We start from the raw sequence: 17,432 nt of genomic DNA, 5'->3' as shown, positions 1-17,432 counted from the left end.
TTATGATAGAAATTCAACGCAGACCTGAAGTTGATTTAACCCTTCTTCCCGACACCATCGCACCACTGCTAAAACGCATTTATATTGCGCGTGGTATTCGCCATGTGGAGCAACTAGATACCGCTGCGCGAGCGCTGCACTCTTACCAAAAATTGCATGGAATTGAAGCCGCCGTTACGCTGCTGTTTGAGGCGATTCAAACCGACAAACGCATTATTGTGGTCGGTGATTTTGATGCCGATGGCGCTACTAGTTCGGCGCTGTCGGTGCTGGCGCTACGCATGCTGGGATCGAACAATGTCGATTACTTAGTGCCGAATCGTTTTGAAGATGGCTACGGCTTGAGCCCTGATGTGGTCGATCAAGCTATCGCGCTTGGTGCACAAATGATCATGACGGTTGATAACGGTGTCTCTTCCATTGAGGGGGTTCGTTACGCCAAGCAGCAGGGGTTACAGGTTTTGGTCACCGACCACCATCTCCCCGGCCATGAACTGCCCGAAGTCGATGCCATGGTCAATCCTAATCTACAAGAGTGCGCTTTTCCCTCTAAAGCCTTGGCTGGCGTTGGCGTGGCTTTCTATCTGATGATGGCGTTGTGTGTTCACATGCGTAAGCACAACTGGTTTGTAGATAAAGGCATGGCAGAGCCCAAGTTGATGGAGTTGATTGACTTGGTCGCCCTCGGCACAGTGGCTGACGTTGTGCCGCTGGATGAGAATAATCGCATTTTGGTCCATCAAGGTTTGCAACGTATTCGCGCCGGCAAGGCGCGACCAGGTATTCAAGCATTGATTGAAGTGGCTAAGCGTGATGCACGTCGCTTGGTAGCGTCTGATTTTGGCTTTGCGCTTGGCCCACGTATTAATGCCGCAGGTCGCTTGGATGATATGTCTTTTGGCGTTGAACTGCTGATGAGCACCAATATTTATGCAGCACGGCGTATGGCGAGTGAGCTCGATGGTCTTAACCAAACGCGTAAAGAGATTGAAGAGGGCATGAAACAAGAAGCGATGGCTTTTTGTGAGCGCCTGCAGTTTGGTGAACAAGACATGCCTCATGGCTTGGTGTTATTCCAGCGTGACTGGCACCAAGGTGTGATCGGTATTTTAGCTTCGCGGATCAAAGACAAATTTCATCGTCCGGTCATTGCTTTTGCTGATGGTGGAGAAGGGAGCATCAAAGGATCGTGTCGATCGATTGCGGGCGTTCATATGCGTGATGTGCTTGATCGCATTGATACGCAAAACCCAGGCTTGATTGTTAAATTTGGCGGTCATGCAATGGCGGCAGGTTTGACCATCTTAGAGCAAGACTTTACTCGCTTTGCAACGCTGTTTGATCAAGCCGTCAAACAGGATTTAGATGAAGCGGTGCTGAAAGGGGTATTACTTTCTGATGGTGAGCTAAAGCCTGAAGAATTTTCGATGCACACCGCAGAATTATTGCGATCAGGCGGGCCATGGGGGCAAGCATTTCCGGAGCCTCTGTTTGATGGAGAATTTAAAGTTTTACACCAAAAATTAGTTGGTGAGAAGCACCTGAAATTGATGCTAGAGCCCCTGCATAAAGGCCATCCGACCAACATTATGATCGATGGGATCGCGTTTAATGTTGATCTGCGCCGTTGGCCTGATGCTTCTGTCAACACTATTCGCTTAGCCTACAAACTTGATATTAATGAGTTTCGTGGCAATCAGTCGTTGCAGTTGATGATTGATCATATTGAGGCGAGGTAGTGCCTTAACTTGTGTCATTGCATAGAACGTCGAAAGAGCAGGTAGGGAATCTCTAAAGGTTGTCTGCTTGCTTCAAGAGGTCATTAACTCGTTGGTCCCTCGTTCTTGAAGATGCTACTTTTTGACATGGTTTGTCAGATATATTGTTATTATTCCAGAAACGAGTGACACATATCGAATCTAGTGTCCACGATCACTTTGATTAGATTCTGAATCACGATCGTATCTCGCTGTTTAGAACGACGCCCTGATGTTCTTATCTCTTGCTTTTTCCATCGTACCCCTTAATAACCTTCCACATTTCTTTTAAAACTGATTAATTAAACCGTGATCGCTAGCACGGTTTATTCCCATCTGTATGTACTTTGTAATTGGTCAGACCAATTAGATTGCCGTTTTAATCAACTATTGTTATCAAAGTGTTGGTGTTAGGCTCGTTCTATGATTTGGGTCAATTTTTGACTGGAACTTGCGTTTTAATTATGTTAATTTTCTCGCCAACTTAGAATTGGTATTACCAATTGACTGCGTACAGAGTAGAAGAAAAACAATTATGGCTTATCAAAGGATTCGTCAGCCAAAACTCTCAGACGTTATTGAGCAAGAGTTAGAAAGGCTGATTGTCGAAGGAACACTATCTCCAGGGCAGCAGTTGCCTCCAGAGAGAGAGTTAGCGAAGCAATTTGATGTCTCGCGTCCTTCAATCCGTGAAGCGATACAACGCCTAGAAGCGAAACGTCTTCTTACTCGACGTCAGGGGGGGGGCACATTTGTTAGTGAGAGTATTTGGACAGGTTTTTCCGATCCTCTGCTAAATTTATTGTCTAGTCACTCTGAAACTCAGCTGGATTTACTTGAAGCGCGCCATGCGATGGAAGGTATTGCAGCGTATTTTGCAGCAGTTCGTGGTACCGAGGAAGATTTTGCACGTATTCAGGCTTGCTTGACTAACATCAGCGCAGAGCAAACCAAGAAGAATGTTGAAGCGGAGGCCACTGCAGTGATGCAGTTTCTGATTGCTTTAACCGAAGCGGCGCACAATGTTGTGTTACTTCACATTGTTCGCAGTCTTGGTCCTCTGCTTGAGCAAAATATTTTACAGAATTTAAAGCTCTTACATCGCCGCGATGAAGTGGTCGATAAAGTAAGTACACACCGAGCTAATATTGTCGATGCGATTGTTTCTGGGCAGCCTGAAAAGGCGCGTGAAATGTCACATTCACATTTAGCTTATATTGAAGAGACATTGTTGGATTTGACGCGTGAAGAGTCGCGAAGAAAGCGTTCTTTACGTCGAATTCAGCAAGGTAACGATTCTTAACACAAGAAACGGTTACTTAAATAAGTAGATCCAACCAACAGAAGGATAGATCGCCATGTCTGACATGAAGCATGACGTAGACGCACTGGAAACTCAAGATTGGCTAGAAGCCCTTGAATCAGTTGTTCGTGAAGAAGGTGTAGAACGTGCACAGTTTCTACTAGAAACCGTACTAGAAAAAGCACGTCTAGACGGCGTTGATATGCCAACCGGTATCAACACAAACTACATTAACACCATTCCAGCGACACAAGAGCCAGCTTACCCAGGTGACACAACGCTTGAGCGCCGTATCCGCTCGATCATTCGCTGGAACGCAATCATGATTGTATTGCGTGCTTCTAAGAAAGATCTAGACCTAGGTGGTCACATGGCTTCTTATCAGTCAGCGGCTACATTCTACGAAGTCTGTTTTAACCACTTCTTCCGTGCTCCAAATGAGACGGACGGTGGCGATCTAGTTTATTACCAAGGTCACATCTCTCCAGGCATCTACTCTCGTGCATTCGTTGAAGGTCGTCTTACGGAAGAGCAGTTAGATAACTTCCGTCAAGAAGTAGACGGTAAAGGTGTCCCATCATACCCGCACCCTAAACTGATGCCTGAGTTCTGGCAGTTCCCAACGGTATCTATGGGTCTTGGTCCCATTTCTGCGATCTACCAAGCGCGTTTCCTTAAGTACCTAGAAGGTCGTGGTCTTAAAGATACTTCCGCTCAGCGCGTATATGCGTTCCTAGGTGACGGTGAGATGGATGAGCCAGAATCACGTGGTGCTATCTCTTTCGCTTCACGTGAGAAGCTAGATAACCTATGTTTCCTAATCAACTGTAACCTACAGCGTCTCGATGGCCCTGTAATGGGCAACAGTAGCATCATTCAAGAACTTGAAGGCCTATTCAAAGGCGCAGGTTGGAACGTTGTTAAAGTTATCTGGGGTAGCAACTGGGATGCACTACTGGCGAAAGATACCACTGGTAAGCTTCTTCAGTTGATGAACGAAACCGTTGATGGTGACTACCAAACATTCAAATCTAAAGATGGCGCATACGTACGTGAGCACTTCTTTGGTAAGTACCCAGAAACAGCGGCACTCGTTGCCGATATGACGGATGAAGAAATCTTCGCTCTTAAGCGTGGTGGTCACGACTCCTCTAAGCTTTTTGCTGCATTCAACAATGCCAAAGAGACGAATGGTAAGCCGACCGTAATCCTAGCTAAGACCGTTAAAGGTTACGGTATGGGTGACGCCGCAGAAGGTAAAAACATCGCACACGGTGTTAAGAAAATGGATATGACGCATGTTCAATACTTGCGTGATCGTCTAGGCCTACAAGATCTTCTTTCTGATGAGAAAGTGGCTGAACTTCCTTACTTGAAACTGGAAGAAGGCACTGCTGAGTACGAATACTTACATGCCCGTCGTAAGGCGCTACAAGGCTATACTCCTACTCGTCAGCCTAAGTTCACGCAAGAATTCAAAGTACCTGAACTAGAAGAGTTTGCTCCTCTATTGGGTGCTCAGAAGCGTGAAATCTCAACGACTATGGCTTACGTACGTACGTTGAACATTCTGCTTAAAGACAAGAACATCGGTAAGAACATTGTTCCTATCATCTGTGATGAAGCACGTACCTTCGGTATGGAAGGTCTATTCCGTCAAGTGGGTATCTACAACCCAGACGGTCAAGAATACACGCCTGAAGATAAAGGCATCGTTTCTTACTACAAAGAAGCAACATCTGGCCAAGTTCTTCAAGAAGGTATCAACGAACTAGGTTCAATGGCATCTTGGGTTGCTGCTGCTACTTCTTACAGCACAAACGATCTGCCAATGATCCCGTTCTACATCTACTACTCAATGTTCGGTTTCCAACGTATTGGTGACATGGCATGGCTAGCAGGTGACCAACAAGCTCGTGGTTTCCTACTTGGTGCAACGGCTGGTCGTACAACACTGAACGGTGAAGGTCTACAGCACGAAGATGGTCACTCGCACATTCAAGCGAACACTATCCCGAACTGTATCTCTTACGACCCAACATTCGCTTACGAGCTAGCAGTAATCATGCAAGATGGTATCCGTCGTATGTACGGTCCTGAGCAAGAAAACATTTACTACTACCTAACAGTAATGAATGAAAACTACGCAATGCCAGCAATGCCAGAAGGCGCTGAAGAAGGCATCCGTAAAGGTATCTACAAGCTTGAGTCTCACGAAGGTGCTAAGGGTAAAGTTCAGCTAATGAGCTCTGGTACTATCATGAACGAAGTACGTAAAGCCGCGACTATCCTAAGTGAAGAGTACGGCGTAGCATCTGACGTGTTCTCTGTAACTTCATTCAACGAGCTAACTCGTGATGGTCAAAATGCAGAGCGCTACAACATGCTTCACCCAGAAGCTGAAGCGAAAGTACCTTACATCACGACGGTTCTTGGTAACGAACCAGCAATCGCTGCGACGGATTACATGAAGAACTACGCTGAGCAAGTACGTGCATTCATGCCTACTGAGTCTTACAAAGTTCTTGGTACTGACGGTTTCGGTCGCTCAGACAGCCGTGAGAACCTACGTCGTCACTTCGAAGTTAATGCAGGCTACGTAGTAGTTGCAGCACTAACTGAACTAGCGAAACGTGGTGATGTTGAGAAGTCTGTTGTTGCTGAAGCAATTGCTAAGTTCAACATCGACACTGAAAAAACAAACCCACTTTACGCTTAATACAGCGCTTAACTAGAAGGTAAATAAGCAATGGCAATCGAAATTAATGTACCTGACATCGGTGCGGATGAGGTTGAAGTTACTGAGATTCTAGTCAACGTTGGCGACAAGGTTGAAGAAGAACAGTCTCTGATCACTGTTGAAGGCGACAAAGCTTCTATGGAAGTTCCAGCGTCTCAAGCAGGTATCGTTAAAGAAATCAAAGTAGCAGAAGGTGATTCTGTTACGACTGGTTCTCTTATCATGATTTTCGAAGCCGAGGGTGCAGCTGACGCTGCACCTGCTCCTGCGGCGGAAGCGGCTCCAGCAGCAGCTCCAGCTCCAGCAGCAGCGGCAGAACTGAAAGAAGTTCACGTTCCTGATATCGGTGGCGACGAAGTAGAAGTTACTGAGATCATGGTTAAAGTTGGCGATGCAGTAGAAGAAGAGCAATCTCTTCTTACTGTTGAAGGCGACAAAGCTTCAATGGAAGTTCCAGCACCATTCGCGGGTATCGTTAAAGAAATCAAGATCGCTTGTGGTGACTCAGTTTCTACGGGCTCTCTAGTGATGGTGTTTGAAGTAGCTGGCTCTGGCACCGCGGCTTCGGCTCCTACAGCAGTAGAAGCACCAGCAGCACCTGCGGTAGCGGCTGACAAAGAAGTAAACGTGCCAGATATCGGTGGTGATGAAGTAGAAGTTACTGAGATCATGGTTAAAGTTGGCGACACAGTAGAAGAAGAGCAATCTCTAATCACTGTGGAAGGCGACAAAGCGTCGATGGAAGTTCCAGCGCCTTTCGCAGGTACTGTCAAAGAGATCAAGATTGCTGAAGGTGATTCAGTCACAACGGGTTCTCTAATCATGGTATTTGAGGTTGCCGGCGCAGCGCCAGTAGCAGCACCGGCAGCGACGGCTCCAGCGCCGACAGCAGTACCTGCGGCGGCTCCAGCAGCCAAAACAGAGCCTGCTCCAGCAGCGAGCGACTTCCAAGAAAACAATGAGTACGCTCACGCGTCTCCAGTGGTTCGTCGTCTTGCTCGCGAATTTGGCGTCAACCTTTCTAAGGTGAAAGGATCTGGTCGTAAGAGCCGTATCCTTAAAGAAGACGTTCAGTCTTACGTTAAAGAAGCGCTTAAGCGTCTAGAGTCTGGTGCGGCAGCATCTGGTAAAGGCGGTGACGGTTCTGCTCTTGGTCTGCTACCATGGCCAAAAGTGGACTTCAGTAAGTTTGGTGAAACTGAAGTTCAGAAACTATCGAAGATCAAGAAGATCTCTGGTGCAAACCTACACCGTAACTGGGTAATGATCCCTCACGTTACACAATGGGACAACGCTGACATCACTGAGCTAGAAGCATTCCGTAAAGAACAAAATGCTATCGAAGCGAAGAAAGACACGGGCATGAAGATCACGCCTCTTGTGTTCATTATGAAAGCAGTAGCGAAAGCGCTAGAAGCCTTCCCAGCGTTTAACTCTTCACTGTCTGAAGATGGCGAAAGCATCATTCTTAAGAAGTATGTTAACGTAGGTATTGCTGTTGATACGCCAAACGGCCTAGTTGTTCCGGTATTTAAAGACGTGAACAAGAAAGGCATTTACGAGCTATCTGAAGAGCTAATGGTTGTCTCTAAGAAAGCACGTTCGGGCAAGCTGACTGCGGCTGACATGCAAGGTGGTTGTTTCACTATCTCTAGCCTTGGTGGCATTGGTGGTACGGCATTTACGCCAATCGTCAACGCACCAGAAGTTGGTATCCTTGGTGTGTCTAAATCTGAAATGAAACCTGTATGGAACGGTAAAGAATTTGAACCGCGCCTACAACTGCCACTGTCTCTATCATACGATCACCGTGTGATCGATGGTGCGGAAGGTGCACGTTTCATTACGTTCCTAAATGGTGCGCTATCAGACATTCGTCGTCTTGTTCTTTAATCGAAACTAGATGATAGAGAGGCGGCAAGTGAGCCGCCTCTATTACAAATAATTACTGAACAATTTGATGCGAGACTTAGATAAAATAAGGTTTTCGCCATCGAATTGTTGTCTAGCTCACAGGCTAAATTGATTTACTTTTCACTCCATTAACATCTCTGTAAACTGTTGGCGGTCTGAAAAATAACTGTTTAAAACAAATCGACTTGAACAAATAAATCAATACCCACTCAGCCTGTTAGGGATAATGACTACAAGAGGTCACAATGAGCAAAGAAATTAAAGCCCAAGTTGTTGTACTTGGTTCTGGTCCTGCTGGTTACTCAGCGGCATTCCGTTGTGCAGACTTAGGTCTTGAAACTGTACTTATTGAGCGCTACAGCACCCTAGGTGGTGTGTGTCTGAACGTGGGTTGTATCCCATCAAAAGCACTGCTTCACGTTTCTAAAGTTATCGAAGAAGCGAAAGCGATGGCTGACCACGGCGTTGTATTCGGTGAGCCACAAACTGACATCAATAAGATTCGTATCTGGAAAGAGAAAGTTGTTAATCAACTGACTGGCGGTCTTGGCGGTATGGCGAAGATGCGTAAAGTTAACGTGGTTAACGGTTTCGGTAAATTCACTGGCCCTAACTCTATCCTTGTTGAAGGTGAAGGCGAATCAACAACCGTTAATTTCGATAACGCTATTATTGCTGCGGGCTCTCGTCCAATCAAACTGCCGTTTATCCCACATGAAGATCCACGTATTTGGGATTCGACTGACGCGCTAGAGCTGAAAGAAGTTCCTGGGAAATTGCTTATTATGGGCGGTGGTATCATCGGCCTAGAAATGGGTACAGTTTACCAATCTCTTGGTTCTCAAGTCGACGTGGTTGAAATGTTCGACCAAGTTATTCCAGCCGCCGATAAAGACATCGTTAAAGTTTACACTAAGCGTGTAAAGAACAAGTTCAATTTGATGCTAGAAACGAAAGTAACGGCAGTTGAAGCGAAAGAAGATGGTATCTACGTTTCAATGGAAGGCAAAAAAGCACCAGCAGAAGCTGAGCGCTATGATGCCGTTCTTGTTGCTATCGGCCGTGTACCAAATGGTCTACTTATCGATGGTGAAAAAGCAGGTCTAGAAATTGACGAGCGTGGTTTTATTAACGTTGATAAGCAAATGCGTACTAACGTACCGCATATCTTTGCTATCGGTGATATCGTTGGCCAACCAATGCTTGCTCACAAAGGCGTGCATGAAGGCCATGTTGCTGCAGAAGTTATCTCCGGTAAGAAGCACTACTTCGACCCGAAAGTCATTCCTTCGATTGCTTATACTGAGCCAGAAGTGGCTTGGGTTGGTAAAACAGAAAAAGAAGCAAAAGCGGAAGGTCTTAACTACGAAACAGCGACATTCCCATGGGCTGCTTCGGGACGTGCGATCGCCTCTGACTGCTCTGACGGTATGACTAAGCTTATCTTTGATAAAGATACGCACCGTGTTATTGGTGGTGCTATCGTGGGTACTAACGGTGGTGAACTGCTTGGTGAAATCGGTCTTGCCATCGAGATGGGTTGTGATGCAGAAGATATCGCACTAACCATTCACGCGCACCCAACGTTACACGAATCAGTTGGCCTTGCGGCTGAAGTGTTTGAAGGTACGATCACTGACCTGCCAAACCCTAAGGCGAAGAAAAAGTAATCATCACGAGTGATTGAATATTAAAAACCGCTGCTAAGTCAGCGGTTTTTTATTAGCTGAAATACAGCAATAAAAAGCCCACTAGTGAAGTGGGCCTGATTCAGACGTGTTTAATTAGTCATTTTTTGCGTGCTTGTAGATGCACAGCATATCTAAATAGCTCGCGGTCAGTTTCTTCATCACGTCTTCATCTTGGGTACGTGTCGCTTGAATAAACAGTGAATAGAACATGCCGTGGAACAAGGTTGCTAGCTCTGCAGGGGAATGTTGATCGCACACTTCGCCTCGTTCAATTGCTTTAACAAACATGTTTTGTACCAGTAATTGATTAGTGCGGTTAGTGGTCACAAACAGTGGCCAAACTTCGTCGCGAGTTGATGCGCTCCACTCGAACCATACTTTCAGCCAGTGACAATCATTAATGACTAATTCGATCATTGCAGACGTCAGGTTGTTAAGGTTTTCTTTGGCGTGCAGGTCAAGATCGATATTGTCAGATAAGAAGTTCGAGAACTGACGTACAACGTAGTTAAGTACATCGTCGACTAAATCTTCGCGAGTCGGGAAGTAGTTAAACACGGTTGCGACCGAAACTTGTGCTATTTCTGCAATGTCTGCGTGACCGCCGCGGCCTATGCCTCGTCGGGCAAAAACTTCGACAGAAATTTCCATTAGTTGTTGCTTACGTTTTTGCGGAGATAGCCGCGTACGCGGTCTTTTCGCGATAGAGTCCATAGTTAATTTCCTTGCCAAATGACTTGTTTATAGTATTTATTGGGCTTTGCCCTAATTAGTATTATTGTGCGTTGTTTGACGCTCTATGAGTGTAATGGTGCATATCAAGAAGGTCAACGGTTTACGTTTATTTTATAATCAGATTTATTAATATGTGATGCAACCTGAACATAAAAATCGTGCTGTTCGGTGTTTATTTTTAGGCAAACGTTTTTCTCATCGCTGGGTAATGTTAGACTACGCGCCTCAAACATCAGACAGTACTTGAGCAAAGATAAGAGTGCTTAAGGTACGGCTAACGTGAAAAAAGAGATCAGTATGAAACATACAGTAGAAGTGATGATTTCTGAGCAAGAAGTTCAGGATCGCGTACGTGAATTAGGTAAGCAGATCACTGCACACTACCAAGGTAGTGAAGATTTAGTCTTAGTAGGCTTACTACGTGGCTCTTTTGTCTTTATGGCTGACTTAGCACGCTGTATTGAGCTGACGCATCAGGTGGACTTTATGACTGCTTCTAGCTACGGCAATACGATGGAAAGCTCGCGTGATGTGCGTATCTTGAAAGACCTTGATGATGACATTAAAGGTAAAGACGTATTAATCATCGAAGACATTATTGATACCGGTAATACGCTCCATAAAATCAAAGAGATTCTATCTTTGCGAGAGCCTAAATCGATTGCAATTTGTTCACTGCTCGACAAACCAACGCGTCGTGAAGTACAAGTGCCAGTAGAGTGGATTGGTTTTGAAATCCCAGACGAGTTTGTTGTTGGGGTTGGAATTGACTATGCACAAAAGTACCGTCATCTACCGTATATCGGTAAAGTGGTGCCACAAGAGTAATGTCTCGTGCTGCGACTATAATTGGTCATGCCCTGACGATAAAAACGCCCCACATTTGCGGGGCGTTTTGCATGATGAACTTAGCGACACAACAAACGGTGTTGAGGGTTAAGGATCGCTTCCATCGCTTTGTGGTAAGAGGCTTCAACCGAATCATTTGAGTGGGAACGAACGCCGAGGTATTGTAGCTTGCCATCGCTGATACCATATACGACACCATGAATCTCTACATCCTGTCGTCGTTCCCATGCATTTTGCATTATGGTTGAGTTGCCCAAGTTGTACACTTGCTCAGCGACGTTGATCTCACATAGTTTATCAGCGCGATCTTGGGCTGGCATATACTCAAGATATTCACGGTGCTTGAAATATAAATCTCGGATATGCAACAACCAATTATTGATCAAGCCGAGTTTTGGGTTATCGATTGCAGCATTAACGCCTCCACAATCGTAGTGACCACAGACAATCACATGTTTAATTTTTAATACATCAATAGCGTACTGCACGACGGAAAGACAATTAAGATCAGTATGGATCACCTGATTGGCGACGTTCCGATGAACAAACAGCTCTCCAGAGTATAAACCCGTTAAACGTTCAGCGGGAACGCGGCTATCGGAACAACCAATCCACAAAAACTCTGGGCTTTGACCCTGTTCCAGTTTGGTAAAGTACTCGGGACGATCTGCTGTGATTGATTGAGACCATTGAGAGTTATTATCAAATAGCTGTTTTATTTCTGGCATCTTAGTTGTGGCCCTTCAAAAATACTTGAATAACTATACACAATGTTACAATTTTGGTCGCGTTTAAAATGGCTTGATAGCGACTCATCTGACGTGTTTGAACTTAAAAAATCATAAGCTTAGTGATTATGCTAACCAATAGTTATAACGTATGAGTTATGTGATGTAATTCCCCCTTATCTGGTGCAGCTGTTATTTGTTAGAGTTATGAAGATAGTGACTTTTTATCAAATTAATTACATTTAAATAAAGCATGTAAGGTTACTTCGCCACACTAACCAATCTAATTAAAATAAGTTAAAACTAAGATGTTGTTTATGGTGTCGCAACACGCTGGTAGCATGGACAACTCGCGTGTTCGAACATCAAATGGAATGGAGTATTGCTGTGTTCACGAGTCGTTTTGAAGATTTGAACCTACGAGGAGATGCGTTTGGTGGGGTTACCACTGCGATCATTTCTCTGCCGTTAGCCTTAGCTTTTGGGGTTGCATCGGGAGCGGGGGCCGAAGCGGGTTTGTGGGGTGCAATTATGGTCGGCTTATTTGCCGCGCTGTTTGGTGGTTCAAACACGCTGATTTCAGAGCCGACTGGTCCTATGACGGTGATCATGACGGCAGTGCTGACCAGTATGATGGCCAAGTACCCAGAAACTGGCATGGCCATGACTTTTACCGTGGTGATGATGGCCGGGGCATTTCAGATTTTACTCGGCACACTCAAGCTCGGTAAATACGTGACACTGATGCCTTACAGTGTCGTGTCTGGCTTTATGTCGGGTATTGGCGTTATCTTAATCATCTTACAACTTTCGCCTTTGCTAGGTCAGCCTGCGCCGCCAGGAGGCGTTACTGGGACGCTCTCTGCAATCCCTGACATTATCAGTAATATGAAGTTTAGCGAGTTGTTTCTTGGCTTATTGACCTTAGGCATTTTGTTTTTCTTCCCGAAACAGTATCGCAAGTACGTTCCTGCCCAGTTGGTGGCGCTGGTTGCGGTTACCTTATTGTCGGTGATTATTTTCGATACTGACTCGATTCGTCGTATTGGTGAGATCCCTGCAGGTTTGCCATCCTTGGTAATACCTCATTTTGATGGTGCAATATTTACTGAGATGGTGATTGATGCCTTAGTGCTGGGCACTTTGGGCTGTATTGATACCTTGCTCACCGCAGTTATTGGCGATTCTTTAACACGAAAAGAGCACGATTCGGATAAAGAACTGCGAGGCCAGGGGCTTGCGAACATGATTTCTGGTCTGTTTGGCGCGCTACCTGGGGCAGGCGCTACCATGGGAACCGTCACCAATATTCAAGTTGGCGCGCGTTCTCCACTTTCCGGTGTTATTCGTGCGTTGGTGCTGGCACTGGTGGTGTTGGTCGCTGGCGGTTTAACTGAGCCCATTCCAATGGCGGTACTGGCTGGTATTGCTGTTTATGTTGGTTTTAATATTCTTGATTGGAGCTTTATTCAGCGCGCCCATCGGGTCAGCTTCTCTGGCATGGCGATTATGTATGGAGTGATGTTGCTGACGGTGTTCGTTGATCTTATCGCGGCGGTCGGTTTAGGGGTGTTTATCTCTAATATCATTATCATTGAGCGTTTAAGTCGCGAGCAGGCCCGTCAGGTTAAAGCGATCAGTGATGCTGATGATAATGATGTGCCGCTGACAGACAGTGAACGTAGCTTACTGGATAAAGCCAACGGTAAGGTACTGTTTTTCTATCTTTCCGGGCCAATGATCTTCAGTGTCTCGAAAGCGATTTCACGTCAGCACTCAAGGATTAGTGATTATCAAGTGATGATCTTGGATTTAACCGATGTGCCTATGATTGATGTTACGGTCGGTCTGGCTTTAGAAAACGCGATCAAAGATGCGCAGGATGCCAATTGTCAGGTTTATCTTTTGTGTCCAAACGAGACGACACGTCAGCAGCTAGAGAAATTTCATGTGATCGATCTTATCTCAAGCCACAACAGTTTCAAGTTCCGTTATGAAGCGCTCAATGCGGCGATTAAGCATGTTAATTGAGAATTGCCACAGGTGCAGCCCCTAGTTTAGTCTGCCTCAAAAACAGCGCCTTGGGAGTGATCCCAAGGCGCTGTTTTATTCTTAGTTAAAGCGAAAATATTATTTCCAAAATATTCGAAAGGTTTAATTGTAATCAAGGAACCCCAGCGATAAACTGATTGACGTTTTAGTTTGAGTAATGGCAATACTACCTATGTACGCATTAGAAATAGAACAGCTGCGCAAAACCTATGCTGGTGGTTTTGAAGCGTTAAAAGGCATCAGCTTGAATGTGGTTAAAGGCGATTTTTACGCGCTATTAGGGCCAAATGGTGCCGGCAAGTCGACGACGATTGGGATAATTTCTTCGCTGGTGAATAAAACCTCGGGTCAAGTGAAAGTCTTTGGCTACAACATCGATGACAACCTAGAGCAGGCAAAACAGCATTTAGGTTTGGTCCCTCAAGAGTTTAATTTCAATCAGTTTGAAACGGTTGAGCAGATTGTCTTGCAGCAAGCGGGTTACTATGGTGTGCCTAAATCGCTCGCCAAAGAGCGCGCCAAAAAATACTTAACAAAACTCGATTTGTGGCAAAAGCGCGACGAGCGAGGAAGAAATCTATCCGGTGGTATGAAACGTCGCTTGATGATTGCTCGCGCGCTGATGCACGAACCTCAGTTGTTGATTCTTGATGAACCGACTGCGGGGGTGGATATTGAGTTACGTCGCTCAATGTGGACGTTTCTTAAAGAGATTAACTCTGAACTTGGCATTACCATCATCTTGACGACGCATTACCTCGAAGAGGCGGAAATGTTGTGCCGTAATATCGGCATCATCAACAAAGGTGAGTTGATCGAGAATACCTCCATGAAAAGTTTACTCAGTAAGCTACAAGTGGAAACCTTTATTCTTGATCTCGCAGAGGGCGTACCACAGCCGCAACTTCAAGGCGTAATCAAGCAACAGATGGTCGCAGGATCGCTTGAGATCGAAATTGACAAGACGCAGGGCCTTAATGACATCTTTGCTCAGCTATCAGAGCAAGGCATTAAAGTGTTATCGATGCGTAATAAATCCAACCGATTGGAAGAGTTGTTCGTTAGTATTGTTCGTGAAGGGGACAAGTAATATGTATCGTCTATATTGGGTCGCTTTTCGCAGCTTATTAGGTAAAGAGATCAATCGTTTTACCCGTATTTGGGTGCAAACCTTAGTGCCGCCTGCGATCACCATGACGCTCTATTTCATTATTTTCGGTAACTTGATTGGTTCGAGAATCGGCCAGATGAACGGCTTCAGTTATATGGAGTACATTGTCCCGGGTCTGATTATGATGTCGGTGATCACTAACTCTTACTCTAATGTGGCGTCGTCGTTTTTCAGTGCCAAGCTACAAAAAAATATCGAAGAGTTGCTCGTAGCACCCGTACCTAACTATGTGATTATTGCGGGCTATGTGATGGGCGGTGTGACTCGAGGCCTACTCGTTGGCACCATCGTCACGTTTGTCTCTCTGCTGTTTGTTGATCTTCAGGTCGAGCACTGGGGGGTTATCATTGCCACCGTGTTTATGACTTCGGTCGTGTTTGCTTTAGGCGGCTTGATCAATGCGGTTTATGCTAAAACCTTTGATGATATCTCGATCATTCCTACTTTTGTGTTGACGCCATTGACCTACCTTGGCGGGGTATTTTACTCGATTAGTCTGCTGCCTGAATTTTGGCAAGGGATATCAAAGATTAATCCAATCGTTTATATGGTTAACGCTTTCCGCTATGGCTTCTTGGGGGTATCAGATGTCGGCATTGTTACCTCATTTAGTGTGTTAACGGTGTTTGTGTTGGTGCTGTACTCGATTGCGCATTATTTGGTGACCAAGGGGATTGGTTTAAGAAGTTAGTGCAGTCTGCGGCGATAAGGCTCGTCATGTGACGATGACAAGAAAATAAAAAGGGTTGGTGCTTGCGCGCCAACCCTTTATTTTATTTTGCTGTTTATTCTGTCTCTGAAGAAGATTCAGTGCTCTCTTCTTCTTTGCTCTCAATGACCAGATCAACCACTTGATTATCAATCAGGCGCGCCTGACCTAAGAACGCTGACATCAGAATGACCGCTTGGGTGGTTTCTGCTGTGATCGCATGCAGTGTCCGGGCGTCTCGAATAAAGATCTCGTCGGGATGAAGACCTGCGGCACGTAATTGATCGCTGGCATCTTCAATCACAGAAGCGTAATCGTCGCGACCGCCACGGATTGCACTACTAATCCAACGCATGGTACGAGCCAGTACAGGCGCACGTTGGCGCTCATCAAGGGTGAGTAAACCATTACGTGAACTCATCGCCAAACCATCCATCTCGCGCACAGTGGCAACACCAATGATGTTGATATCCATCGCCAGATCGTCAGTCATTTTGCGGATCACGGCAAGTTGCTGGAAGTCTTTCTCGCCAAAACATGCCACATCAGGTTGGACGATGTTAAATAGCTTAGTTACGACGGTCGCAACGCCGCGAAAATGGCCCGGACGAGAGGCGCCTTCAAGCATACTTGATAGCCCAGGAACCTCAACGGAGGTTTGGTTTTCGACCCCTTGAGGATAAATTACGTCAGCAGTAGGGGTAAAGACCAGTTCTACTCCTTCGGCGTTGAGTTTGCTTAAGTCATCTTCAAGTGTACGGGGATAACTATTGAGATCATCAGCGCGATCAAACTGCATCGGGTTAACAAAAATGCTCACCACGACAATATCAGCGTGCTCACGTGCTTTACGAACCAAGGTTAAATGACCTTCGTGCAAGTTCCCCATGGTAGGGACGAAAGCAATACTACGTCCTTCACGTTTATACTGTTTGATCTGTTCGCGCAGTAGCGCAATTTCAGCAAAAGTTTGCATGGCCGTTATCCTTAAGCGATGGTATGGGCATCGTCAGGGAACGCGCCACTTTCAACATCTTGCTTGTACTTGGTCACTGCCTCGCGCATATCCCCTGTTTCAGCAAGGAAGTTTTTCGAGAACTTTGGCATGTAGTTCGCTGCAATTCCAAACATATCGTGCATTACTAAGATCTGGCCATCCGTAACATTGCCCGCACCGATACCAATCACTGGCACCTCACACACTTCGGTGATTCGCGCGGCCAGTTCTTTTGGTATGCATTCTAATAAGATAATTTGCGCACCAGCTTCTTGTAGGGCGAGTGCATCACGAACCATACGGTCAGCTTTGTCTTGCTCGCGACCTTGAACCTTAAAACCACCAAAAATATTCACAGATTGTGGTGTCAGGCCTAAGTGAGCACAGACAGGAACGGCGCGCTCTGTGAGCATTTTCACTGTGTCGACTAACCAGTCACCACCTTCAATTTTAACCATATTGGCCCCAGCGCGCATAAGCGTAGCCGCGTTTTCACACGCTTGTTCTGGGGTTGCATAGCTCATAAATGGCATATCGGCCATCAGTAGACAGTTAGGGCTACCCGCACGCACACATCGTGTGTGGTAAGCAATCTCTTCGACAGTAACTGGCAATGTGTCACGTGTTCCTTGCAGTACCATACCCAGAGAGTCACCGACTAACAGAACTGGCATTTCTTGGCTTTCAAACAACTGAGCAAAGCTCGCATCATAAGCGGTCGAGGTCGCAAATTTACGACCTTCTTGCTTCCAAGTCATCAGATCATTGATGGTAATTTTTTTCATG

13 protein-coding genes are annotated in these 17,432 nt (G+C 45.7%); 9 read left to right on the top strand and 4 right to left on the bottom strand.

Features of this window, described 5'->3' with window-relative positions; genetic code table 11:
- Positions 1–2: 2 nt before the first annotated feature.
- From recJ to lpdA, 5 genes are all read left to right on the top strand, one after another.
- Entirely contained in the window at positions 3–1,739 is a 1,737-nt protein-coding gene (recJ, locus tag CDZ87_RS05245) for a single-stranded-DNA-specific exonuclease RecJ (RefSeq protein WP_100752567.1), read from the top strand.
- A 553-nt stretch (positions 1,740–2,292) separates the two neighbouring features.
- Complete coding sequence (gene pdhR, locus CDZ87_RS05240; RefSeq protein ID WP_100752504.1) at positions 2,293–3,060, top strand: pyruvate dehydrogenase complex transcriptional repressor PdhR; 768 nt, start codon at positions 2,293–2,295, stop codon at positions 3,058–3,060.
- Between the two features lie 55 nt (positions 3,061–3,115).
- Positions 3,116–5,779 (top strand): pyruvate dehydrogenase (acetyl-transferring), homodimeric type, encoded by a 2,664-nt coding sequence (aceE, locus tag CDZ87_RS05235; RefSeq protein WP_100752503.1) that lies wholly within the window; start codon positions 3,116–3,118, stop codon positions 5,777–5,779.
- Positions 5,780–5,809: 30 nt separating this feature from the next.
- Positions 5,810–7,693 (top strand): pyruvate dehydrogenase complex dihydrolipoyllysine-residue acetyltransferase, encoded by a 1,884-nt coding sequence (gene aceF / locus CDZ87_RS05230; protein WP_100752502.1) that lies wholly within the window; start codon positions 5,810–5,812, stop codon positions 7,691–7,693.
- A gap of 266 nt (positions 7,694–7,959) precedes the next feature.
- The gene (gene lpdA, locus CDZ87_RS05225; protein WP_100752501.1) at positions 7,960–9,384 is read left to right on the top strand and encodes a dihydrolipoyl dehydrogenase; all 1,425 of its coding nucleotides are present in this window, start codon (positions 7,960–7,962) and stop codon (positions 9,382–9,384) included.
- A gap of 114 nt (positions 9,385–9,498) precedes the next feature.
- Here the strand turns inward: lpdA and CDZ87_RS05220 are convergent, their stop codons facing one another.
- Entirely contained in the window at positions 9,499–10,119 is a 621-nt protein-coding gene (locus CDZ87_RS05220) for a LuxR/HapR/OpaR family quorum-sensing transcriptional regulator (RefSeq protein WP_100752500.1), read from the bottom strand.
- A 318-nt stretch (positions 10,120–10,437) separates the two neighbouring features.
- Here CDZ87_RS05220 and hpt point away from each other — a divergent pair, with 318 nt between their 5' ends.
- Positions 10,438–10,968 (top strand): hypoxanthine phosphoribosyltransferase, encoded by a 531-nt coding sequence (gene hpt / locus CDZ87_RS05215; RefSeq protein WP_038173846.1) that lies wholly within the window; start codon positions 10,438–10,440, stop codon positions 10,966–10,968.
- Positions 10,969–11,048: 80 nt separating this feature from the next.
- Here hpt and can read toward each other — a convergent pair whose 3' ends face one another.
- A complete protein-coding gene (can, locus tag CDZ87_RS05210; protein ID WP_100752499.1) occupies positions 11,049–11,717 on the bottom strand; it encodes a carbonate dehydratase in 669 nt (222 codons plus the stop codon).
- A gap of 387 nt (positions 11,718–12,104) precedes the next feature.
- On the opposite strand from can, the gene CDZ87_RS05205 reads away from it, so the two are divergent.
- The 3 genes from CDZ87_RS05205 (at position 12,105) to CDZ87_RS05195 (ending at position 15,631) form a co-directional block, all read left to right on the top strand.
- Positions 12,105–13,748: a SulP family inorganic anion transporter gene (locus CDZ87_RS05205; RefSeq protein WP_100752498.1), complete on the top strand. Its 1,644-nt coding sequence runs from the start codon at positions 12,105–12,107 to the stop codon at positions 13,746–13,748.
- A gap of 193 nt (positions 13,749–13,941) precedes the next feature.
- Positions 13,942–14,859 carry an ABC transporter ATP-binding protein gene (locus CDZ87_RS05200; RefSeq protein ID WP_100752497.1) on the top strand — a complete coding sequence of 306 codons (918 nt, stop codon included), beginning with the start codon at positions 13,942–13,944 and terminating at the stop codon, positions 14,857–14,859.
- A gap of 1 nt (position 14,860) precedes the next feature.
- Complete coding sequence (locus tag CDZ87_RS05195; RefSeq protein WP_100752496.1) at positions 14,861–15,631, top strand: ABC transporter permease; 771 nt, start codon at positions 14,861–14,863, stop codon at positions 15,629–15,631.
- Between the two features lie 94 nt (positions 15,632–15,725).
- Here the strand turns inward: CDZ87_RS05195 and panC are convergent, their stop codons facing one another.
- Complete coding sequence (panC, locus tag CDZ87_RS05190) at positions 15,726–16,625, bottom strand: pantoate--beta-alanine ligase (RefSeq protein ID WP_038173851.1); 900 nt, start codon at positions 16,623–16,625, stop codon at positions 15,726–15,728.
- Between the two features lie 11 nt (positions 16,626–16,636).
- Positions 16,637–17,431 (bottom strand): 3-methyl-2-oxobutanoate hydroxymethyltransferase, encoded by a 795-nt coding sequence (gene panB / locus CDZ87_RS05185; protein WP_100752495.1) that lies wholly within the window; start codon positions 17,429–17,431, stop codon positions 16,637–16,639.
- Position 17,432: the final 1 nt, after the last annotated feature.

It is taken from the genome of Vibrio salilacus, assembly GCF_002811245.1.
GTDB classification, from domain to species: domain Bacteria; phylum Pseudomonadota; class Gammaproteobacteria; order Enterobacterales; family Vibrionaceae; genus Vibrio; species Vibrio salilacus.
This window is presented reverse-complemented; position numbering and strand designations above follow the sequence as displayed.

Coding starts and splice junctions, on each gene's coding strand:
- aceF (WP_100752502.1), top strand. CDS start 5,810: ATGGCAATCGAAATTAATGTACCTGACATCGGTGCGGATGAGGTTGAA.
- panC (WP_038173851.1), bottom strand. CDS start 16,625: ATGCAAACTTTTGCTGAAATTGCGCTACTGCGCGAACAGATCAAACAG.
- aceE (WP_100752503.1), top strand. CDS start 3,116: ATGTCTGACATGAAGCATGACGTAGACGCACTGGAAACTCAAGATTGG.
- lpdA (WP_100752501.1), top strand. CDS start 7,960: ATGAGCAAAGAAATTAAAGCCCAAGTTGTTGTACTTGGTTCTGGTCCT.
- CDZ87_RS05195 (WP_100752496.1), top strand. CDS start 14,861: ATGTATCGTCTATATTGGGTCGCTTTTCGCAGCTTATTAGGTAAAGAG.
- CDZ87_RS05200 (WP_100752497.1), top strand. CDS start 13,942: ATGTACGCATTAGAAATAGAACAGCTGCGCAAAACCTATGCTGGTGGT.
- hpt (WP_038173846.1), top strand. CDS start 10,438: ATGAAACATACAGTAGAAGTGATGATTTCTGAGCAAGAAGTTCAGGAT.
- can (WP_100752499.1), bottom strand. CDS start 11,717: ATGCCAGAAATAAAACAGCTATTTGATAATAACTCTCAATGGTCTCAA.
- panB (WP_100752495.1), bottom strand. CDS start 17,431: ATGAAAAAAATTACCATCAATGATCTGATGACTTGGAAGCAAGAAGGT.
- recJ (WP_100752567.1), top strand. CDS start 3: ATGATAGAAATTCAACGCAGACCTGAAGTTGATTTAACCCTTCTTCCC.
- CDZ87_RS05220 (WP_100752500.1), bottom strand. CDS start 10,119: ATGGACTCTATCGCGAAAAGACCGCGTACGCGGCTATCTCCGCAAAAA.
- pdhR (WP_100752504.1), top strand. CDS start 2,293: ATGGCTTATCAAAGGATTCGTCAGCCAAAACTCTCAGACGTTATTGAG.